At 43.4% G+C, this 22,776-nt stretch carries 20 protein-coding genes; 17 read left to right on the top strand and 3 right to left on the bottom strand.

Going from position 1 to position 22,776, the window contains the following annotated elements:
- The first annotated feature begins 13 nt into the window (after positions 1–13).
- A complete protein-coding gene (locus KI362_RS05790; RefSeq protein WP_301625576.1) occupies positions 14–1,273 on the top strand; it encodes a DNA cytosine methyltransferase in 1,260 nt (419 codons plus the stop codon).
- A 421-nt stretch (positions 1,274–1,694) separates the two neighbouring features.
- Here KI362_RS05790 and KI362_RS05785 read toward each other — a convergent pair whose 3' ends face one another.
- Positions 1,695–1,916 (bottom strand): helix-turn-helix domain-containing protein, encoded by a 222-nt coding sequence (locus tag KI362_RS05785; protein WP_301625575.1) that lies wholly within the window; start codon positions 1,914–1,916, stop codon positions 1,695–1,697.
- Positions 1,917–2,022: 106 nt separating this feature from the next.
- Here KI362_RS05785 and KI362_RS05780 point away from each other — a divergent pair, with 106 nt between their 5' ends.
- A complete protein-coding gene (locus tag KI362_RS05780) occupies positions 2,023–2,289 on the top strand; it encodes a DUF6809 family protein (protein ID WP_301625574.1) in 267 nt (88 codons plus the stop codon).
- Positions 2,290–2,445: 156 nt separating this feature from the next.
- Positions 2,446–3,894: an FAD-dependent oxidoreductase gene (locus KI362_RS05775; RefSeq protein WP_301625796.1), complete on the top strand. Its 1,449-nt coding sequence runs from the start codon at positions 2,446–2,448 to the stop codon at positions 3,892–3,894.
- Positions 3,895–4,032: 138 nt separating this feature from the next.
- Here KI362_RS05775 and KI362_RS05770 read toward each other — a convergent pair whose 3' ends face one another.
- The gene (locus KI362_RS05770) at positions 4,033–5,940 is read right to left on the bottom strand and encodes a BglG family transcription antiterminator (protein ID WP_301625573.1); all 1,908 of its coding nucleotides are present in this window, start codon (positions 5,938–5,940) and stop codon (positions 4,033–4,035) included.
- Positions 5,941–6,081: 141 nt separating this feature from the next.
- Here KI362_RS05770 and KI362_RS05765 point away from each other — a divergent pair, with 141 nt between their 5' ends.
- The 14 genes from KI362_RS05765 to uidA all read left to right on the top strand — a co-directional run bounded on the left by KI362_RS05765 (position 6,082) and on the right by uidA (position 22,082).
- Positions 6,082–6,408, top strand: a complete 327-nt coding sequence (locus tag KI362_RS05765; protein ID WP_301625572.1) for a PTS sugar transporter subunit IIB — start codon at positions 6,082–6,084, stop codon at positions 6,406–6,408.
- Positions 6,409–6,422: 14 nt separating this feature from the next.
- Positions 6,423–7,652, top strand: a complete 1,230-nt coding sequence (locus KI362_RS05760; protein WP_301625571.1) for a PTS sugar transporter subunit IIC — start codon at positions 6,423–6,425, stop codon at positions 7,650–7,652.
- A 205-nt stretch (positions 7,653–7,857) separates the two neighbouring features.
- Entirely contained in the window at positions 7,858–8,205 is a 348-nt protein-coding gene (locus tag KI362_RS05755) for a PTS lactose/cellobiose transporter subunit IIA (RefSeq protein ID WP_044480611.1), read from the top strand.
- A 29-nt stretch (positions 8,206–8,234) separates the two neighbouring features.
- Complete coding sequence (locus KI362_RS05750; RefSeq protein WP_301625570.1) at positions 8,235–9,674, top strand: glycoside hydrolase family 1 protein; 1,440 nt, start codon at positions 8,235–8,237, stop codon at positions 9,672–9,674.
- Positions 9,671–10,333, top strand: coding sequence for a membrane protein (locus KI362_RS05745; RefSeq protein ID WP_301625569.1), 663 nt, complete (start codon positions 9,671–9,673; stop codon positions 10,331–10,333). The genes KI362_RS05750 and KI362_RS05745 overlap by 4 nt, the downstream gene beginning before the upstream one ends.
- 29 nt (positions 10,334–10,362) lie before the next feature.
- Positions 10,363–10,644, top strand: coding sequence for a phosphocarrier protein HPr (locus KI362_RS05740; RefSeq protein WP_044480608.1), 282 nt, complete (start codon positions 10,363–10,365; stop codon positions 10,642–10,644).
- Positions 10,629–12,341 (top strand): phosphoenolpyruvate--protein phosphotransferase, encoded by a 1,713-nt coding sequence (ptsP, locus tag KI362_RS05735; RefSeq protein WP_301625568.1) that lies wholly within the window; start codon positions 10,629–10,631, stop codon positions 12,339–12,341. The genes KI362_RS05740 and ptsP overlap by 16 nt, the downstream gene beginning before the upstream one ends.
- 134 nt (positions 12,342–12,475) lie before the next feature.
- On the top strand, positions 12,476–13,261 hold the full coding sequence (locus KI362_RS05730; RefSeq protein ID WP_301625567.1) for a sensor domain-containing protein: 786 nt from the start codon (positions 12,476–12,478) through the stop codon (positions 13,259–13,261).
- Between the two features lie 386 nt (positions 13,262–13,647).
- Positions 13,648–14,538 carry a carbohydrate ABC transporter permease gene (locus KI362_RS05725; RefSeq protein WP_301625566.1) on the top strand — a complete coding sequence of 297 codons (891 nt, stop codon included), beginning with the start codon at positions 13,648–13,650 and terminating at the stop codon, positions 14,536–14,538.
- Positions 14,539–14,553: 15 nt separating this feature from the next.
- Entirely contained in the window at positions 14,554–15,396 is an 843-nt protein-coding gene (locus KI362_RS05720; RefSeq protein WP_301625565.1) for a carbohydrate ABC transporter permease, read from the top strand.
- 19 nt (positions 15,397–15,415) lie between these two features.
- The gene (locus KI362_RS05715) at positions 15,416–16,744 is read left to right on the top strand and encodes an ABC transporter substrate-binding protein (RefSeq protein ID WP_301625563.1); all 1,329 of its coding nucleotides are present in this window, start codon (positions 15,416–15,418) and stop codon (positions 16,742–16,744) included.
- Positions 16,745–16,929: 185 nt separating this feature from the next.
- Positions 16,930–18,627 carry a cache domain-containing sensor histidine kinase gene (locus KI362_RS05710; RefSeq protein ID WP_301625562.1) on the top strand — a complete coding sequence of 566 codons (1,698 nt, stop codon included), beginning with the start codon at positions 16,930–16,932 and terminating at the stop codon, positions 18,625–18,627.
- Positions 18,628–18,630: 3 nt separating this feature from the next.
- On the top strand, positions 18,631–20,244 hold the full coding sequence (locus tag KI362_RS05705; RefSeq protein WP_301625560.1) for a response regulator transcription factor: 1,614 nt from the start codon (positions 18,631–18,633) through the stop codon (positions 20,242–20,244).
- Positions 20,245–20,279: 35 nt separating this feature from the next.
- A complete protein-coding gene (gene uidA / locus KI362_RS05700) occupies positions 20,280–22,082 on the top strand; it encodes a beta-glucuronidase (protein ID WP_301625558.1) in 1,803 nt (600 codons plus the stop codon).
- A 198-nt stretch (positions 22,083–22,280) separates the two neighbouring features.
- On the opposite strand, the gene mscL is transcribed toward uidA, so the two are convergent.
- Positions 22,281–22,658, bottom strand: a complete 378-nt coding sequence (gene mscL, locus KI362_RS05695; RefSeq protein ID WP_301625556.1) for a large conductance mechanosensitive channel protein MscL — start codon at positions 22,656–22,658, stop codon at positions 22,281–22,283.
- Positions 22,659–22,776 lie beyond the last annotated feature (118 nt).

The following is a 22,776-nucleotide window of genomic DNA, read 5'->3' as shown; positions in this document are numbered from 1 at the left end:
AAGGGGTATTATAATGAATTTTTTAGATATTTTCTCAGGTGCCGGGGGTCTTTCGGAAGGTTTTCTTAGAGCAGGATTCACCCCAGTAGCCCATATTGAGAGAGATATATATGCTTGTAAGACATTAGAGACCAGATCAATATACTACTATCTTAAAGGAACAAACCAGTTGGATAGATACAGGAAGTATCAGCAGTCGTACTATGCCTCTAATGTTGAAAGAAATCGAGAACGGGCCGAACTTATAAATGCAGTCCCAGAAAATAAGTTAGAGCCTATAATGAATTTGGAAATATCAGATGATACATTACCCTATATTTTCCAGAGGATTGATGAAAGATTAGCACATCTTCAGGAGGAGAAAATTGATTTAATTATTGGAGGTCCCCCTTGTCAAGCATATTCCTTAGTCGGAAGAGCACGGGATGAAAACGGTATGGAGGAGGATCCAAGAAATTATTTATACAAATTATATGTCCGTTTTTTAACAAGGTATCAGCCAAAGGCTTTTGTATTTGAAAATGTTCCAGGTATCTTAACAGCATTTAAGGGAGCGCTATTTAAAAATATTCAGGCTTATATGAAAAGGGTAGGGTATAATATTCAAGCTAGGCAGTTAAACGCTAAAGACTTTGGGGTTCTTCAAGACAGAAAGCGCATTATCATCGTTGGTTGGAGAAAGGATATCGAATATAAGTTTCCTTGTACAGAGGCAGTACAATATAAGTATAACGTTATTGACCTGCTTTCTGATCTTCCTAAACTTCAAGCAGGTGAGAGATCAAAAAATATACTTTATAATTTACCCCCAAATCGGTTGCTTATTGACTCTAATATTAGAAGTGATGATGATATTGTTACACACCATGAAGCAAGAAATCATGTTCAAAGGGATTTGGATATCTATAGAATCGCAGTACAAATGTGGGATTTAGAGCGCAGACGTTTAAAATATCCTGATCTTCCAGAAAAGCTAATTACACATAAAAATCTGACTTCTTTCCTAGATCGTTTTAAAGTAGTTGCTGGAAATCAAGGATTTTCACATACAATTGTGGCTCACATTTCAAAAGACGGTCATCACTACATCCATCCGGATATTACACAAAATCGTTCATTAACAGTAAGAGAAGCTGCAAGAATACAATCATTTCCGGATAATTATTTTTTTGAAGGACCAAGAACATCTAACTTCATGCAAATAGGAAATGCTGTTCCCCCCTTAATGTCTGAAAAGCTCGCTAGTTGGTTTAAAGATCATCTTACAGTTTAAAGCAGTAGCAGCTTGAATCTAGAGTCAAAGATAGACCAAAGTCGATTTTAAGACTTTAATTCTATAATTCACTTAAACAATTTGATAGATAATGGTTTGCTTAAAATAAGAATTATTAACATTCTTATATCACGAATTTGTGCCACATTTTCTGTCGTTTAACGAATGCAAAACTAGGGCTATTCTATAAGAGGAGTATCACTTTTGGAATAGCCCTGCGTAATTGTGGCATCAGGAACACTTCCCTTGCCTTTCTCCTATAGATTAAATAGCAATTCAACAGATGCATTTTCAGGAAGTACTTCTTCAAGAAAGGTAAAGAACTTTGCAGGTGAATAAGAATACAGCCTGGATATTAACAGCATAGCATTGGCAGTATCGACGTTCTCTTTGCTATGATATCTCTGAAAAAAATGAATTTTCATAATCCCTCCTCCACCAAATCAATAATCTCCCGAATATCTTCTATATTCAGCGCTTCGGCAATTCTCTCAATATGACTAAAATTAATGCTCTCCCTCTTACCATTAGCAAGCTCACTTAATGCGGCATGTCTAACATCGGCGCGTCTGGATAACTCTCTCAGAGAAATTTGATGGGTCTTCACCAAATCAGCAATTTTTATTACAACTTTCTTTCCCATTTTAATCACCTCATATTAGGTCATATACAACTTGACTATACGCATAAGCGTATCGTAAAATGATAATATTAGTGGTACTCATATACGTAACAACGGAGGTCTCCCCATGCCCAATTTCCTCGAATCCTTATACTACGGCGAACTCATTCCTAATGAAGCCAATGTCCCCCGTGATCCGCAATACCGCCAGCTAAGCAGACAAGTGTCCGAGTCCATGGATTCGTGGAAAGGAAAGCTCTCCGTCGATGAGTTTCGCGAGCTGGAGGAATTGTTTGACCTTTATCAGAAGCTTCAGAGCATGGAATTGGCGGCATCCTTTTCGCAGGGATTTCGGCTGGGGGCACGAATGGTAGTCGAAGTGTTCGTTGAGTGATGGAACGATCATCCATCTATTCATGAATAGTAACTCACGGGGATTGCCCTATACATAGGGGATCCCCTTTTTATACAAATCCTCCCTGTTAAAATCCCCCTTTTCCACCGATAATATAGGTGAACCAATTATCCATAGGGAGTGGAAAAAACGTTGATGGGAATGAAAAAGATTTCAAGGTACGCGGTGTTGCTGCTGGTTATGGCGCTGGTTGTGCAGGTGCCTGGCATTTCTCTGGCGGCAAAGGGGGCGGCTTCGGCCAAAGCCTCCGGTGATGGGGTTCTTCATTATGATGTGGTCGTTATCGGCAGCGAGCTTCAGGGTGTGCTTCTGGCCAAGTCCGCCCGCGATCAGGGGCTGAATGTTCTAATTCTTGACCCTCGCAGCAAGCCGGGCGGTGAGCTGATTCAGGGTCAGATGATTGTGCTGGACGAGCCCAACGACAATAAGGGACGCAGCCTGGTTCAAGGGGCATTGAAGCCGCTGTATGCCGATTATAAAGCAGGAAATGTTCGCAAGCTGGCTTCGTTTGAGAAATTTTATCAGAATCTGATCCAGGGCATTCCGCTGAAAAGCGGCATTACCATTGAGTCCGTGAAGACTCAGGGAGAGGGCAGCAATAAGACGGTGAAATCGCTGACCTACAAGAACAGACTTGGTAACCCGTTTACGGTCGAGGCTGAATACTGGGTGGAGAATACGGACTTTAATGCGCTGACTGGCAAGCTTGGGGAGAGCCGCATTCCGGGAATGGAGAGTATCTATGACGGGCAGAAGCCCGATTATATGGCCGCTACATATATGTTGAATTTTAAAAATGTGAATTGGAGCAAGCTGCATCAGGCTGTGCTGGAGGATTATCCGCTGACCAATGTGCGCAAGAAGTACGGCGCCAACACTTATGTGGACTGGAATTTTGCAGCCGGGTTCAGCAACATCACGTACAATTATAAGCCGCAGGACAAGCTGTTTATGCTGCGGGGACTCAATGCAACGTATCAGAAGGACGGCGATGTCGTGATCAACGCGCTGCTCGTGTACGATGTTGATCCTTCGGATCCGAAGTCGGTGGAGAACGCAGTGAGCAAGGCGAAGAAGGAAGCGCCGTATATCCTTACATTTATGCAGAAGAATATCCCTGGTTTTGAAAAAGCCAAATTGGGCGAGCTTCCAGAGTACTTGTACATCCGGGATTACAACCGTTATGAGACGAAATATGTGCTCGATTACCCGGACCTGATGTCGAGCCGGATGTTCTGGGATAATGTTACGATCGGCGGATACGCCGTTGACCTGCAGGCCACCCGGGCTGTCACGAAGGGCATCGGCTACGGCAAGCCGGACCGCTACGGGATCCCGCTGCGTTCCTTCATGCTGAAGTCGTATGACAATGTCCTTGTCGCAGGCAAGAATGTCGGAGCAACCATCAAGGCCTACGGCAGTGCTCGAATCGTCCCGACGACGGCTCTGGCCGGTCAGACGATCGGCATTATTCTAGGCCGGGAGCTGAAGCAGGGCAGACGTCTGGACGAGCTGACCCAAGCCGACTTCAAGCGGATCCATCAGTATTTGGAGAAGGATTACAAGATTGTCGTGAGTAAGTAAGGCACCTATGAAAAAAAACCATCCTTTCCGGGATGGTTTTCTTCATGCCCTTTATCCTAAACTCCAGCGGCACAGGCGGAGGGGGGACGTTCCGACCCCGGAATGGTATCGACGGCTCCGAAATCGTATTGTTAAGGCTTATTCCCAGCAGTCCATAAGTTGATTGATAAAACTTTCAAATTGATTAACCGATGACAAGAGATTCACGTTTTTATCGTCCGTCAATATGGTGGCGAGTGCATCGAATACATCGCGGAATATTTTTCGATCCTCTCCGCTGACGGTGATTAGCATAACAATTTTCACGGTAGAGTGGTCCCACTTGATGCCGTTCGGATTCAAATAAATGAACATACCCGTTTTCCGGGACTCCATTTTAATGGCATGAGGAATAGCCACTTGTCCGAACGCGGTGGAGGAGATCGCTTCCCGTTCCATAATTTTCGTATAAAAATCCTCGTCCGTATAACCATCCTGATTCATAATCTGACAGATATACTGTAAAACCTCTTCTTTCTCAGTCCTTGCTGTTGAACTGCAGAAATGCCTTTCATCTAAAAAGTATTTCAGGTGGGTCTTAAATTGTTTCTTCTTTTTCTGTTCTTTTAATTCAAAGATTTTGTCCGACACTTTCTCCCGATCGCTTTCGATAAAAAACGGGGTGATCACGACATAAGGTATTTCCGGAATCTTGTGCAATTGGGCGGAAGAAATAATAAAATCACTAGTTGCATGATTCAGATCGCTCTCATCCGTAACAATCGAATGAATCGAAATATCATCCCCAAAATACTGCTGTAATTTATTGATAATCTGCACATTCATATTGTAGTAAAGCGGGAACAGCACCGTGCATGAAATTTTTATATTCGATTGCCGCTGCAAATCAATAGCATACCCCAGGTGAAAGGCTAGATAAGCGATTTCATCGTCACTGATGCTAAACCCCGTTTCCTCCTTAATCACATGGGAGGCGTGTACGGCGCAGTCATAAATCAGCGGACATTCTCTTTTGATGGTATTCGTTAGCGGATTTTTTGTTGAATGGTTGTTCTTTAACCGCATTAACAGGTTCTTAATATGCAGGGTAAAGCGGGTAATAAAATCGGAATCAGCAATATTGATATAGTAATACTTGTCCAAATCGGTGGCTATTTTACTAACCAGATCGATACAAGCTTTCCCGGCGATATTCTCCAGATCGCTTACTTCAATTTGCGTAAAGTTAACATTGGTTCCATTGCACAAAATTAAGATAGCTAAATCGGCAATCTCCTCTTCTGTATAGGTGACATGAAAATACGATTCCAATTTAAAAGCGATCTCTTTAGCAATCGAATAGACGGTGCTGTCAACGTTATAATTTACGGTTTTATTTAAAAACTGAAAGTCATGCTTCATTCTGTCCAGTGCGATAGTGATGTGAATAATCACATTCGTCAAATAATAATCATTCGTAAAAAAGTGATGGGCGGAAAAGCTTTCAACGACAACCTCCCGAATGTAATCGACATTTAACTCTTTATAAAGCCCTTTTATTTTATCAATGTCAATAAAGCTGCCGTTGGCCTCCTCATATAAAATACTGCTCATCAGCTTTCGCTTATCCTTTTCCGCTCCCTGCAGCCTAATATGCTCCTTGCTCAATTGTAACTCCAGGTTTTTCTTGGCGAGCTTTTCTTTGATCAGCTTCAAATCAAGCCTAAGCGTTGAGTCGCTGATAAACAGCGCATCGCTCAGATCGTAAATAAAAATCGGGTCATTGGTTTGAATCAATTTCTTGATTATATATGCCGTTCGCTCAGACTGGGTTTGAGGGATAGCTTCTTGTTCACTTGCCAAAAACTTATTTACTTTATCCGTATCCACTTTATAACCTTTGTTCGAGGATCGGATTAACCCGTGGTGAATAGCATTAATCTCACTGATATAGGATTTGATGCTGCGTTTGGACACACCGCATTCATCAGCCAAGCTTTGCGATGAAATCCAATCGCTGCTATTTTCAGTCAGGTAATGAATCAGATCGATATACTGCGCTTTCATCTTCATCCCTCGCTTTAAAATATTGCACCATAGGGGTGCAGTTTTTTATTTGAGCCCGTTTTGGGGTTTGTATTATAGTTTGGTTGTAATAAAGATAGCGCTGTCAAAACATTATAAATAAAAGTAGGGAGGATTACTACCATGGGAAGCTCAAACGAAGTGTTAAACGTATTGCTAGTCTGTGGCTCGGGAGCAAGCTCCGGCTTTATGGCTGCTAATATTCGCAAGGCGGCTAAAATGAGAAACCTCAACATGGATATTAAAGCCAGAGGGGAAGCGGAGATTGAAAATTATATCCATGATATCGATGCTTTGTTAGTCGGTCCTCACTTGGCTTATATCGTTGATGATATCGAAGAGTTAACAAAAGACACAGACGTCAAGGTGCTCTTAATGAAGCCTTCTTATTATTCCACGTTAGACGGGGAAGCCGCTTTAAATGATTTACTGAGTGAATTGAAAATTTAAAGGGGATAGAAGAAATGAACAAATTACTGGAATGGTTGAAAAACGACTTTTCTCCCAAAATGAACAAAGTTAACAATAATGTATGGGTGGTCACACTTAAGGATTCTGTCATGCAACTATTGCCGTTTATTTTGTTAGGATCTGTATTTTGTCTCCTGACTATACCTGGAGATGTGTATCAGATCCCAAACTATCCTAACTTCTGGGTTCCGTTTGGATGGACGATGGGGATGCTCTCCTTGCTGGTAGCTTTCCTGATTCCGTTCAATTTAATGGAAAAGAAAAAGCTGAGAAAACAGCGGTTTATTGCCGGATGCACCGGTTTGATTACCTTCTTGATTATCGTTACTCCTCAAGTCGTAAAGGACGGTACGATTGGTTTTTCTCATAGTTCTTTAGGTACCGGCGGCATGTTCGTTGCTATCATCGCTGCGGTCTTTACCGGCTATATCATGAGCCTGTTCGGAAAGTTCTCCTTTTTCAAAGAGGATTCCGTCATCCCGGATTTTGTCAGATCATGGTTCGATTCTATGCTTCCTATTGGTATAACCATCGTCGTGGCCTGGGTGCTGGTCGATCTCGTTCATATTGATATTTACAATATTATTCTAAGCATATTCATGCCGTTGGCCAGTGTCATGGAGACGCCTTGGGGCTTTATGTTGATTATGTTCGTTTATTGCTTCCTGTATTCTATGGGGATTTCAAGTTGGGTGCTGACCCCTGTCACCAAGCCGATTCTTCTGGCGGCCATTACCGCAAACGCTACCATGGGAGCGCATAATCTGGTCACCTCCGAGACGATCTATTCGGCATACCTGTGGGTTGGCGGTATAGGCTGTACACTGCCGCTGGTGATTATGCATATGTTCTCCAAAAGCGCCAAGCTCAAAGCGCTGGGACGTGCCTGCTTTGTACCTTCTATTTTTAATATCAACGAGCCCTTGGTATTCGGTTCTATTGCATGGAATCCCATTATGATGCTGCCGATGTGGCTTATCGGTTTAGTCTTACCCTTGATCGTTTGGATCGGAGCCAAAGTTATTCAATTTGCCCCCATCCCGAAGGTTGTGTTCGATATGTGGTATGCTCCGTTTCCGATTTCCACATGGATCACAACGGGAACCGTTACAGGCATCATTTTGATGTTGATCTGTGTCGCGGTAGCCACGCTGATTTGGTATCCATTTTTCAAAACCTATGAAAAGCAGGAGCTTGAAAAAGAAGTACCGCAAACCAATTAAACTATTCATTCGAGTTCAAAAAGTCAGGTTTTCAGCACCGAGAGGGTTGGGTGAAGCCAGGGTCTGAGTAGCGGAGCGTAGGCAAACCTACGTGAGCAACGGAAGGCCCGGCTGAATTCAAGATTCGACGTCGAGTCTACTTCCTGATCTACTTCGTGATCAAAAGATGACTTTTTGAACAACCTCTATAAAGGAGATTTATATTATGACTTCAGAACTAGTAGCACAAAATGCGATGCAAATTATTTTACATGCAGGGGAAGCAAGAAAACATTGTACGGATGCCTTAAAGGATATTGAAAAAAGCGATTTTGACAGTGCTAAGGAGAAGATGAAGTTAGCCAACGCGGAAATTGTCACCGCTCATCGCGTGCAGACGAATTGCATTCAGAAAGAGACGGAGGGAGAACAAGGAGAGTACTCGGTTTTGTTTGCCCATGCTCAAGACACGCTCATGACGGTTTATAGCGAAATCAATATCGCCAAGCGGTTAATTGATATTTTCGAGAGCTTTAATCACCGTTTGGCCCAACTGGAAATGATCAAAAAATAAGCGATTGATAAAGAAAGGAAGTATTCAAAATGAAAAACATCCCGACAGGTTTTCCGGCCGACTTTTTATGGGGAGGAGCTATCGCCGCCAATCAGGCTGAAGGCGCTTATGATGTTGACGGAAAAGGTTTAAGCGTAGCGGATATTAATGAATTTACGGATAAGGTTGCTTTAGATAAAAAGTACAATTTGGAACTGACCACGGACTATGTGAAGGAAGCGATGCAAAGCGAGGATCGCGTTTTTCCGAAACGCTGGGGCATTGATTTCTATCACACTTATAAAGAAGACTTGAAGCTGCTCAGCGAGCTTGGACTCAAAACGTTCCGCACCTCGATCAACTGGACCCGCATTTTTCCGAATGGCGACGAAGCGGAGCCCAATGAAGAAGGGTTGAAATTTTACGATGATCTGATTGATGAAATCATTGCGAACGGCATGGAGCCGATGATCACCTTGTCCCATTACGAAATGCCGCTGCATTTGACCCTGGCCTACAAAGGGTGGTACTCCAGGGAAATGATCGATTTCTTCGTCCGCTTTAGTCAGGTCATACTGGATCGCTATCATCATAAAGTAAAATACTGGATTATCGTTAATCAAATCAATTTAATTGTTCACGAATCCTTCAACCATCTGGGCATTGCGGAAGATGTAGTGGATGATTTAACCTCCGCCAAATATCAAGGTGTGCATCATGAATTTGTGGCTTGCGGACTGGTCACGAAGTATGCCAAAAGCCTCAATCCGGATCTGCAAATCGGGATGATGCTCTGCGGGGGACCGGCTTATCCGGCAACCTGCAAACCGGAAGACGTATTCGCCACCGTTCGCAATAATCAAATGGAGTACTTCTTCTCCGACGTGCTGCTGCGCGGATATTATCCCGGTTACGCGTTCCGCTATTTTCACGACAACGGGATTACCGTTGAATTTGCGGAGGGTGACGAGGAAGCATTGAAGCATACGGCTGACTTTATGTCATTCTCCTACTATTACACCCGGATTGTCGATGAAGAGAGCATGAAGAACAAGACAGGCCCTTACCGCAATACCGAGCTTCCGGCCAATCCTTGGGGCTGGACGATTGATCCGATCGGTCTGCGGACTTTCCTCAACCTGTTCTACGACCGGTACCAGTGTCCGATTTATATCACGGAGAACGGGATCGGCTACCATGACCAATTGGAAGACGACGATACCATCCATGATCCTTATCGGGTGGACTATTACCGGGCTCATATCGAGCAAATGAAAGAAGCCATCAAGGATGGAGTCGATCTCAGAGGCTACTATGCATGGGGACCGATTGATATCGTGAGCTGTTCCTCTTCGGAAATGAGCAAGCGCTACGGATTTATTTATGTGGATCAGGATGATTACGGCAAAGGCAGCCAAAAACGCCTTCGGAAAGACAGCTTTTACTGGATGCAAAAAGTAATCGCTACTAATGGAGAAGACTTGGATTGAGGCTGCGCAATCTCCCGGCCCTTGTAAAATTTGGCGGGCGTTTGATGATTGTGGTCGTTGCCACGTTGTTAAGCGCCCTAGCCGTTAATTTATTTATCGAGTGCAATATCGGGTCCGATACACTGACGGTTTTGTTGGATGGGCTGCATAAAAGCCTCGGGGTCAGCGTCGGTTTTGCAAGCTCCAGCTTAAGTATTATCTTTCTTGCCGTGGGTCTGTTGCTAAATCGCAAAGCAATCGGGTTTTCTTCCGTCATGTATACCTTTTTGATAGGGCCGCTGATTAATTGGGTTCATCCGTTTATTGCCAGTATGGAGCTGGCAGAGCTGATGTTCTTCAGTAAAGTTATTATCGTTATCCTGGCTAACATCTGTTTCTCCATGACCTATGTGTTGCTGATGAATTTTGGCAATGGCATGTATGCCTTAGATGCAATTTTACGATATACGGAGTCAAAGTTCAGAATCAGGTATGACCTTGGCAGAATGGGTGTGGACGCGATCTTTTTAACTGCGGGATTCTTATTAGGCGGGGTCGTGGGCGTGGGAACAGTGATCGCCCTTGCAATCACCGGGCCGGGAACTATGCTGCTCGAAAAATTATTACTCAAGTTTAAAGCAATTTATAAGCTGAACTTTAAAAAGATAAATAATCTCTAGAAATAAATAGGAGAGGAGATAAAGAGACTATGGTTAATAAAACATTTACAGTCATTGAGGAGGTAGGTATTCACACTCGCCCGGCTTCCATTCTGGTTCAAGCAGCAAGCCAATACAAGGCGGAGGTAAACATCGAATATAACGGCCGAAGTGTGAACCTGAAATCGATTGTGGGCGTGATGTCGTTGGGTGTTCCTTATGGGGCGCAGATTCATATTGCCGCGGCGGGTGCCGATGAGGATATGGCGATCCAAGGAATTGAAGAAGCATTGAAAAGCGAAGGGCTTGGCGAACCATGCGAAGTCATCTAAAGGGAATCGGCGCCTCAGCCGGTATCGCGATAGCTAAAGCCTTCCGCCTGGTTGAACCGGACTTGCAAGTAACTAAACAGAGAATCGGGAATAGGGATGCCGAGGAACAGCGATTAAGGCAGGCCATCAGCCGGGCAAAAAAGGAAATAGAAGAAATTACAGATTACGTAAACCGTGAGCTTGGCGCCGATAAAGCAGAAATTCTCGCTGCCCAGACCTTGGTGTTAAACGACCCGGAACTATTAAATCCAGTCTTCGAGCGTATCAGAACGGAAGGGATAAACGCAGAATTTGCCTTGAAGGAATCAGCCGACCACTTTATTTCCATGCTGGAAGCCTTGGAAAGTGAGTATATGCGGGAGCGTGCTAAAGATATCCGAGATGTAACGAAACGGGTAATTGCGCATTTATTGGGCCTGTCCATTACGGATCCCGGCTTGATTTCCGAAGAAGTCGTCATTATTGCTGAAGACCTGGCACCCTCAGATACCGCAAGGCTAAACCGCCGATATGTAAAAGGGTTTACGACAGATATTGGCGGACGTACCTCCCATTCGGCGATCATGGCCCGCACGCTGGAGATCCCGGCCGTTGTCGGCACCAAGCAAGCCACGTCGACGATTGAACACGGCACCGTGGTGATTGTCGACGGGTTGGAGGGCGAAGTCATTATCGACCCGTCACCGGAAACGATTGCCCAATATGAAGCGAAAAAGGCGCAATACGAAACGCAAAAAGCGGAGTGGGCGAAGCTGGTTCATGAGCCTACGGTAACGAAGGACGGTCTTCATGTCGAACTGGCCGCGAACATAGGCGCACCTGTTGATGTGAACAGTGTGTTAGAGAATGGAGGGGAAGCGATCGGGCTTTACCGGACAGAATTTCTGTATATGGGCAAAGACCGACTGCCGACAGAGGAAGAGCAGTTTGTAGCTTATAAAGCTGTTCTGGAGAAGATGCAGGGGAAGCCGGTGGTTATTCGTACCTTGGACATCGGAGGCGACAAAGAGCTGCCGTATCTTGAACTGCCGAAGGAAATGAATCCGTTCCTTGGTTTCCGTGCCATTCGTCTGTGCCTGGACCGACAGGATATCTTTCGTGTACAACTTAGAGCGCTTCTTCGGGGGAGCATCTATGGAAATTTGCGGATTATGTTTCCAATGATTGCTACGCTTGATGAATTTCGAGTTGCACGTGATTTGTTAGTAGAGGAAAAGGAAAAGCTGCAAAAAGAAGGGTATGAAGTATCCGATAAGATTCAGCTTGGCATTATGGTGGAGATCCCATCGACAGCCTTGATGGCCGACCAATTCGCTAAGGAAATCGATTTTTTTAGTATTGGAACCAACGATCTGATTCAATATACAATGGCTGCCGACCGGATGAACGAGCAGGTCTCCTATTTATACCAACCGTATAATCCGGCGATTCTGCGCTTGGTTAAGAATGTCATTGATGCAGCTCACGCTAATGGGAAATGGGTTGGAATGTGTGGTGAAATGGCTGGGGACCCTATGGCGATTCCTCTGCTTTTGGGTCTAGGCCTGGATGAATTCAGTATGAGTGCGACTTCTATTCTCCCGGCAAGAAGCCAAATTTCAATGCTGTCTGCTTCAGAAATGAAGGAACTGGCAAATCAGGCGCTTCAGCTCGGTACTACAGAGGAAGTCATCGAATTGGTAAAGTCCGGATCGTGAGGATCCAGATTTGACCCTAGCCTAAAGTCTAGGCACAGACACCCCTTAAGACGGTTATGTCACGCAAATAAGGCAGATATAATGAGTTTATAAGCTTAGCGCGTGATTTATCAAGACTAAAGGAGTGTTTGAACTTGAAGGCAGCAGATACGAATACAATGGCACGGGCGGGAAAGGTGAGCTGGGCCCTGTTTAATCCTAAAACCTATGCGACGATCCTCTACTTATTGCTATCTCTCCCGTTAGGGATCATCTATTTGATAGTAGCGGTCACGGGGCTTGCCCTATCGATTGGCTTGACTCCGGTATTTATCGGGATACCGCTGTTTTTTGGAGTGGCTAAGATGCTGGATGGGATGGTGAAGTTTGAGCAAAGCCTGATTCGTCATATATTGGGCTTGCCGACTCCTCCTGCTTCGGCTCCAAGCCAGCCGCAGACAGAAGCCGGGCAGAATTGGCTGCAGCGCATGGTGAAGGGATTTGACGGTGAGTTATTCTTTAGAAATCTTATGCTTGTCTTTCTCCGGTTTGTAACAGGGATTGTCTTCTTTGCTGTAATGGTCACGGCCATTTCACTGGGACTCGGATTTATTGCTCTGCCTGTTGTGCATATCATTCTGATGAATGAAATGCAGCTGGATATTTTAGAAAATAACCTGTTTCAGTATTTCCACATCGATTGGACCTATAATCAGCAATATCTGCTATACGAAGGCTTTGGACTTGTGCTCTTCTTGATCGCACTTCGCGTGGTAAATGGGCTCATGCAGGTTCAACGTAGAATCATGTATGTGGACGAGTCCTATCTTCAGCCGTCGCCAGAGCCTGCTGAGACCCAGTTCCATGCGCCTGCTGAGCCGCATTACGGAGAGTTCCGCCAAGAGGAACAGCTTGCACAAGAGAAGGTATGGCTTGCTTAAGGAGAGTTTTAGAGAATCAGCAGATCGGTAAAATCGCATAGCCTCAATGAGTTCTGTCGCCCTGACAGGACTCATTTTTCGATTATACGCTGCAATCGCTTCTCCACCGAGGCGGTATAAAAGCTGGGGATCCATGGGACATGGTCGTCAATACGATGCGGATCCGAGAAGAGTTGCATTACCTGCTGGTTTATCTGTCGTTCTGTACGGCAAGGGACGCAGGTGGTCTTTAACAAAAAATAGTACCGCCCGCTCTGTGAGCGGGTTTTTGTCTTTTCCAAACGGCGTCAAAGAAAGAGGTAAAGATATTTCCGAAGCCGTAATGATATTCCATTGTTGAGGGGAATTCGCAAAACCTATAATGGGTACATATCAAGGAGGTGAACATGTTATTGAGTAAAAATCAATTGAAGGATAATGTAGCGGGATATTTGTTTGTCGCGCCGATGTTAATTGGCAGTGCGGTATTAATTCTTTTCCCAATTATCGCCTCATTTATTTTAAGCTTAACAGATTGGAATTTTGTAACTGGACTAGCGGGAGCAAATTTTGTAGGATTGGACAATTTTGTCACGCTGTTTAGTGACTCGGTATTTTTGAAAGGGCTTACCAATAACTTTATTTTGTTATTAGTCGTTCCGATTGGGCTAACCCTATCGCTCATTCTTGCGGTAGTGATCAATAAAGGAGTTTATTTCAAAGATACTTTTAAAGTCATTTATTTCATGCCTTATATTTCAAGTACGGTCGCGATCGCTTTGGTTTTCCAGGTTCTATTCCATCCCACACAAGGGCCCATTAACCAGACTTTAATGTCGCTTGGGATAGAAAATGTTCCTGGCTGGATTGCGAGTTCAGATTGGGCGCTCGTTTCCGTAATGATTATTATCATTTGGACACAGATTGGTTTTCAAGTCATTTTATATATTGCTGCACTGCAAAATATTCCGCCGCAATTGTATGAAGCGGCAGAGGTCGATGGAGCTTCAATGTGGTACAAATTCAAAAACATTACAGTACCGTTAGTAACGCCAACGACCTTCCTGCTGCTTATTCAGGGGATTGTATCGACCTTCAAGGTGTTTGACTTAATTATAGTGCTAACGGAAGGCGGGCCTGCAAATTCATCCACGATACCGGTGCTGTATATGTACCAGCAGGCGTTCGAGGAATTGAAAACAGGCTACGCTTCTGCGATTTCAGTAATCCTGTTCCTTATTCTAGTTGTGATTACATTTTTGCAATGGATGGGACAGAAGAAATGGGTGAATTACTAGAAAGGAGGGGGATAGGTGGAGTCAGCATTAAAGAGAATACATTTGCCTAAATTACTGGCAACTATTTTTTTTGCAATCGTGGGTCTCATTTTCATCATGCCATTTCTATGGATGATTACTTCGTCCTTTAAATTAGAGTCAGATGTACTCAAGTATCCGATTGAGTGGATTCCGTCCACATGGAATGCTGTTGAAAACTATAACGAGGTTTGGTTTGGGGCAAAATCGTTTGCGTTATATTACTGGAACTCGATCAAGATTTCGGTATTAACGACCATCTTTTCTTCTGTTTTTTCATGTTTTGCAGCGTATGCCTTTGCAAAAATTAATTTCAAGGGTAGGGACTGGCTTTTCCTAGTTGTATTATCAACGTATATGATTCCACCGCAAGCGATTGTTATCCCGCAATATTTGATTTATTCTTCAAGCGGCTTGATCGATTCGCATCTGGGCTTAATCTTGCTGAACAGTTTTAGTGCTTTCGGTGCTTTTATGCTGAGACAGTTTTTTGTATCGGTTCATGATGAAGTGATTGAGTCGGCGAGAATGGATGGCGCAGGTCATATTCGCACGTTTTTCAGTATCGCTCTGCCATTAATAAGACCGGCGATTGCCACCTATGCAATTTTAAGATTTATCTGGACATGGAACGATTACCAGAATCCGCTTATCTTCTTGCGTTCAGATTCACTGTATACGATTCAAATTGGCATTAAGCAGTTTGCTGATGCGCACGGTTCTATTTTTTCATTAATGATGGCCGCTGCTGTCTCAGCGATTGTTCCGTTGCTAGTTGTATTTATTGTCGGGCAAAAGCAGGTTATCGAGGGGATAGCGCTAGGTGGCGTTAAAGGATAATAATATAAGGAGGATTATTATGAAACAAAAATGGCTGGTCACGTTATTGTCTGTAATTCTGGTAAGCAGTCTTGTACTTGCTGCATGCGGCAAGGATACAGCTACTGAGAGTGAGAAGGGGGCAGAAGCTGCGGATACGGTAACTTTAAACTTGTATACCTGGATTAACGAAGAAAACGGCTCTTGGGAAAAGACAATTGCTGCCTATGAAGAGGCAAATCCGGGAGTGAAGATTAATGTAAATGCACTGGTTGAAAATATGGATGCTCGCGACTACTTGAAAAAGCTTGATTTGCTTGCAGCATCCGGGGATAAACTAGACTTAATTATGTTTTCCAGCTCAGAGGATTTGGCGAAGCGTATTCCTGCCGGCATGGTCGATCCGTTAAATGATTATCTTAATAATGAAGGCGTTAATGCGGAAGAAATTTATAATATGGGCGTAACTCCAGCAGATGCAAACGGGACTTATTATGCGCTTCCGATGAAATATAACACGTACTTAATTATGATGAACAAGGATCATTTGGATGAAGCAGGGTTATCGGTACCGACTGATTGGACATGGGATGACTACAAAGCCTATGCCAAGCAGTTAACAACCGATCAGCGTTACGGCTCTTATCTCCATACGTGGTCAACGATTTATGATACGCTGAAGCTGTTTAGCAAAGGCGAGGACAACTTGTTGATTAAAGCAGACGGATCATCGAATATGGCAGACCCAGCTGTAGAAGCTTCATTGCAATTGCGTTATGAATTAGAGCGTGTCGATCAGTCCTCTGAGCCATATGCAAACATCATTTCGCAAAAGCTGAATTATCGTCAGCAATTTTTCACTGAAAAGGCAAGCATGGTTCCTATCCCAAGCTATATGGTTACGGAATGGGGCGGATTTGCACCGGAGTTTACCATTGCATGGGCTCCATGGCCAAAGGATAAAGCGGATGATACACAATACCGATTTGCATCTTCCGACATGATTGCGCTTGGCAAAAATTCTGAGCATAAAGAAGAAGCGTACAAATTTATGAGATGGATGTCAACAGAAGGTATGCTTGTGCAAAATAAAGCGATTCCGGCCTGGAAGCAAACAGATGTTAAAGAAGCGCTGAACAATTTGGTTGCAACGACCGCGAATCCAAATGCGGTTGATATCGAATCTCTCGCTTACGTGCTTGAATCAGGTGAGGAAACCAAGCAATTCCTTCCTGCAGGCTATATGACTGAAGTATACAATGCTTATAAAGCAGAAGTTGAGAAGTATTTGCTAGGGGAACAGGAGCTGGATGCAACAATGACAAATGCTGCGGATGCCGTGCAAAAAGTGATTGAACGCAATAAATAATGAATAGAGGATAACAGAGGGAGCGCGGTCTCTCTCTTTATCCATTTTTTGAGGCGAAAGGGAAAGAACGTGATGAGGAAATGAAAAAAATGATGCAAGCATTAAATAACCGATCTTTGAGGGCGCGTCTTATTCTTTCCTCTGTTCTCTGTATCCTGGTGCCTTTAGTTTTATCATTTCTTTTAATGAATAAGCTTGTACAAGAAGAGCTTGTGCAGCTATCCGTATCACAGTCGGAAGATACGTTGGAAGTGTTGGATATTCAAATGTCCGATTATTTCGATAACCTGCTGTATTTGTCCAACTATATACAATTCAGCGAGCCTATTAAAGCTATTTTAAATCGCAATATTGAACGATCAGAAAAAGGTTTAACGACACCAGAGTCCAATGCGCTTGATGATATTGAGATATCGAGAAATTTGGAAGGACTGACCAATTTATTGGTTCCCTCCTATTTGGCAATCGTGCTTGATCATGGCTATACCTATACGAATCATCCGAATTTGAGGTGGGCAGATCAGCGATGGGAACAGCTTTATGCTGAATTCGCAGACACGTCCAGTTACGGTATTCATTGGATTGGCCTGCATCCGAATTATATGGAAGCAGAGAAGGAACAATTTCCTTATTTAATCTCCATTGCTGGAGTGGTCAAGCTTACCGAAAAGCATAAAGCTTTGCAAATGATCAGCATTCATGAAGAGAACATTCGAACGTTGCTCAAGGATCGCGCTTTCGATTCGCAGCAAGAAATTATGCTTGTCGATGCCAATGGCATGGTGCTGTCTCATAATCAGCATGAGCTGATTGAAAGCGGCTTTCCCTATTATGAGCAAATGAAGCAAGCAGGGAGCTATCATGTCGTCCAATATCATCAGAAGGATTACTTGATGGTCAGCCATCCATTTTCTTATGGTGATTGGAGTCTGGTTAGTCTCGTTCCGCAGAGGACAGCGGTCGGCAATATTCAAAAGGTGATGGGGAACACCTTGTTCATTCTGCTTTTCTTTTTCCTGCTTTTCTTGATCTTGTTAGTGCTGATTGTAAGCTTGCTGACAAAGCCGCTTAAAACTTTGAATAAGGTTATTAAGCAAGTAAGGCGTGGCAATTTGAATGTTCGTTCAGGCTTAAGGGGAAGAGGAGATATCGAGCAATTAGGCCACTCTTTGGACACGATGATGGATACGATCGAGCATATGATTGAACAAATTAAAACCGTTGAAAAAAGCAAGCGAAAAGCAGAACTGGAAATGCTGCAGGCGCAGATTAATCCGCACTTTTTATTCAACACGCTTAATTCCTTACGCCTAAACATTTCAATGAACGGAGACCAAACAAGTTCAAAGCTGATCCAATCTTTAACCTTGCTGCTTAGAATGACATTTAATCGAAAAAATGAGTTTGTGCCGCTTAAAATGGAAATCGAGGTTATCCGACACTATTTAAAATTAATGAATTTTAAAAGCAATTCCAGCATTGATTTAGCAGAGGATTTGGAGCCGAGTACATTGGAGTTCGAGGTGCCATGCTTTTTCCTGCAGCCTTTAATCGAAAATTCGATCCTGCACGGATTTGAACAAAAAAGCGGGACGATTACGATCATGTCAAAAACGGAGGGGAATGGAGTGGAAATTTGCGTAGCGGATAATGGCAAAGGATTAACGCCAGATGAACTGCAGCTATTGCAAGCTGAGCTCCAGCTTACAGACTCCTTTGAGACAGAGAATCGAAACAAATCTTCATTTACAGGAATCGGGATTGGCAATGTGTATCAACGAATGCATTTAATTTATGGCTATAAATTTCTAATGAAAATTGAGAATTCATCATCAGGCGGGACCCAAATCACATTTTTTATTCCAGGGAATCAGGAGGTATAGCACATGTACAAAATGATGCTAGTTGACGATGATTACCTCGTTCTTGAGTATTTAAAAAAAATGATCCCGTGGGAAGAATTAGGCTTCGAAGTGGTGGGGCTATGTGAGGACGGTCAGCAAGCGCTAACGATGATGAGCGAAACCAAACTTGATGTCATCATGACGGATATTGGCATGCCTAAAAAAGACGGGATTACGCTGATTAAAGAGGCAATTGAGATAAACCCTAAATTAATGTCAATTTTTTTAACCTGCTATGATGATATTGGCTACGCCCTGACAGCAATCCGCTTGAACTCATTTGATTATATTTTAAAAGAGACGTTTGATCCTGAAAGTATTACGCAAATAATGCTGCGCTTAAAAGACAAGCTGGATAAGGAAGCAGCTAGCCAGCAGATTTTAAATAATATGAAGTTTTTTATTAAAGAGAATTTAAGCGTGTTAAGAAGCAAGCTATTGGAGCGATTAATAACGGGAGATGCCAAAGCCATTTCTGGATGGTTAAAAAAGCATGAGCATGAGCTGGAGCTAAATTCGACCTATAAATATTGCATTCCAATCTTATCGTTTATTGACGATTACGAGCAGCTTCTAAAGACGCGATATTCAGAGGATGCTCTCAAATTTGCGATTGACAATGTCATTGCTGAAACGTTGAGTAGAGTCGGAACTGGGTTTTGTTTGTTTTATAAGGAAGACACTTTTTTTATTTTCTGCGCTCGAGACGCTGTTATTGCTGACGGAGAGATCCAGCAAGCGCTCCGAGAGGCCACTGTTAATTTGCGCAAATTTTTAAAGCTGAGCATTACTGCGATTATTGGAAGCAACTGCACATTTCCGGATGGCTTAACTGGAGAACTCAATGCGATGCTGAAATATTCCGAGCAAAGATTTTATTTGGAGCCTGGCTCAATGGTTGAGAAGAAGCAGATCCACTTTTCGGCAGAATATCCGTTCCTGCAGTTTATGGATTCGGTTCAAACGCTAAAACGGCTTATCCTGCAAGAGGATCTGCACGGCCTGGATGCCTGGATTCAAAACTGGACGAGCACCGTATCTCTGCATCAGTATCAGCCTAGTACGGTTAAACAATGGGCTCGGGACCTTTTGTTCGAGGTGGAAAGAATGATCCAGTCGCTGCAAGATGTTGAATCGGGATCGATGGAAGCTGTTGTCAATCACTCTATTACAAAAGCAATAACAGCAAAGCAACTGGCACAATCGTTATCGGACTGCCTGCACAAAGCGGTAGCAGCTATGAAGGAAGTTCATGATTTGCCCAAGAAAGAGGAAATTATTAAAGCGCAAAAGTATGTGTTATTGAATCTGGATAAAAAAATTACACTAGGCGATGTCGCTGCGTACTTGCATTTAAATCCGAGCTATTTTAGTAGAATTTTTAAGCAATATGCGCAAATGAACTTCATTGATTACGTCAATCAGATGAAAATAGAAGAGGCAAAGAGGCTTATCGACAATACGAATGAAAGTACCGAAAAAATTGCCGACAAGCTCGGTTTCGAGAGCAAAAGCTATTTTATAAAGGTATTCAAAAAGTATTTTGGAGCGTCGCCAATTGAATATAAGCGCGGCAGCCGTACAGGAAAAGCGTGATTTTCATTTTGTAGCGAGAAGAGGAGAGGTTTTTCATGTTATATCCAATCAACACTGCAAGTCGAAGTGTAATTGATTTAAGCGGGATATGGGAGTTTAAGCTGGATAACGGTGCTGGTTTTCAGGAGCAATGGTACCGTAAGAAATTAACCGAGACGATTCCGATGGCCGTACCTGCTTCCTATAACGATATTGCGGTTAAACAGGGCATTCATAGCCATGTCGGTTGGGTTTGGTATGAGAAGGAAATAAGTATCCCTGCAGTGTTGCAAAGTGAACGAATTGTGCTTCGTTTTGGTTCGGCGACTCATTTGGCTAAAGTATATTTAAATGGAGCCTTTGCTATCGAGCATAAAGGTGGATTTTTACCGTTTGAAGTGCTAGTTAATGATTATATCGAACATAGTAAACTACGAATTACAGTGGCTTTGAACAATATTTTAGATGAGTCTACTTTGCCGATCGGGATTTATCAAGAAGAGGAGATTGAAGGGCTCGGAAACGTGGTTCGCAACTTGCCGAACTTTGATTTCTTCAACTATGCAGGGCTTCAGCGGCCGATCAAGCTGTATACCACACCAAAAACATTCATTAGGGATGTCGTCATTACAGCGGATTATAAAGGAACGAGCGCTTTTGTAAATTATTCGATAGATACGGCAGGGGAAGCTGCTATGATTAAGGTGACGGTCATCGATGAGGCAGGGAATGAGGTTGTAAGCGGAGCAGGCTCCCAAGACAGTCTTCAATTCGAAAATGTTCGATTATGGGAGCCGCTAAATGCATACCTGTATACGTTGAGAATTGAACTGCTGCGCGATGGACAAGCCGTTGATGTGTACGAGGAGCCATTTGGCGTCCGCACGGTAGAGGTGAAGGATGGGAAATTTCTAATTAACGAAAAGCCATTCTACTTTAAAGGGTTCGGCAAGCATGAAGACTCGCCCATTCACGGACGTGGATTTGCCGAAGCCGTAAATATTATCGATTTCAATCTAATGAAATGGATCGGAGCCAATTCCTTCCGCACATCCCATTACCCTTATTCGGAAGAATTAATGCGACTTGCTGACAGAGAGGGCTTCGTCGTTATTAATGAAACGCCTGCGGTCGGTGTGCATTTTAATTTCCACGCTACGGGTGCAATTGCCAAGGAAGATAGTACTTGGGCAAGAGTAAAAACGTTTGAGCATCATCAGGATGTACTTATGGATATGATTGCGCGAGATAAAAATCATCCATGCGTTGTGATGTGGTCGGTGGCCAATGAAGCTGCAACTGAAGAGGAAGGTGCTTATGAATATTTTAAACCGTTGGTTGATTTGACCAAACAAATGGACCCGCAATCGAGACCGGTCATGATTGTAACCTATATCGGTTCAAGTCCCGAACAGGATAAAATTGCGGAAATCGTTGATGTTCTGGGACTAAATCGCTACTATGGCTGGTATGAATATAGCGGTGATCTGGAAGTGGCGAAAGTAATGCTTAAGGCTGAACTCGACGCTTGGGTGAAGCGTTGCCCTGGAAAGCCGATCATGATGACAGAGTATGGTGCAGATACGATCGCTGGTTTCCATGAGGTCAATCCAGTGCTGTTTACTGAGGAATACCAGAGCGAATATTTGCGTGTCAACCACGAGGTATTTGATCGCATCGATAGCTTTGTGGGCGAGCATGTATGGAATTTTGCAGATTTTGCAACCAGCCAGCATATTCGCCGAGTCAACGGCAACAAAAAAGGCGTGTTTACCCGTGATCGAAAACCGAAGGCTGCGGCTCATGACCTAAGGAATCGTTGGACGGCTATTCCGGATTACGGCTATAAACCGTTGTAGTAATTGTAGAGGGGACCATGAGAATAAGTTAATAAAGCCGATATCCGACCTCCTCCATCGTTTTCCTGATACACTCGACAAAAAAGCCTGCAGATCCTGTTCCCGATGGAACTTTGTCTACAGGCCTGACCCAACCTCATAAGGTTGGGTTTTTGCATTAATTATTTCACTTCTACAATGTTGAATATCCTCTAACCGTTACTTCTGTTCCCTCAACAAATCCCTAATCTCTCCCAGCAGCACTTCCTCATTGGAAGGGGCAGGCGGCGCGGCCGGCTTATTTTCTTCCTTCTTCTTGAATTTAGAGATTAATTTAATGAATAGGAAAATGGAAGCCGCAACGATTAAGAAGTCTATGACCGTCTGAAGAAAGGTTCCATAATTTAAGACTGCTTCACCGTATTTGAAGTGAAGTCCATTGAGGTCGACACCTCCAATAATCAACCCGATGATCGGCATGATTAAATCCTCGACCAGGGAGGTTACTATTTTTCCGAATGCAGCACCGATAATAACCCCGACGGCAAGGTCAAGTACATTCCCTTTCAGTGCAAAAGCCTTAAATTCTTTCCACATGGATAGATCTCCTTCGTATAAGATAAGGTCAAGCCTTATTTAGTTCACTCGGAATTATATAAAATTAATATAAAAATTTCAATAATTAACTCCTGTTATACTGGCGGCATTGAATGGC

Origin of the sequence: Paenibacillus apis (assembly GCF_018333295.1) — a bacterium.
GTDB classification, from domain to species: Bacteria; Bacillota; Bacilli; order Paenibacillales; family Paenibacillaceae; genus Fontibacillus; species Fontibacillus antibioticophila.
The sequence above is the reverse complement of the archived record's forward strand: the minus strand, read 5'-3'. Positions and strand labels throughout refer to the sequence as shown.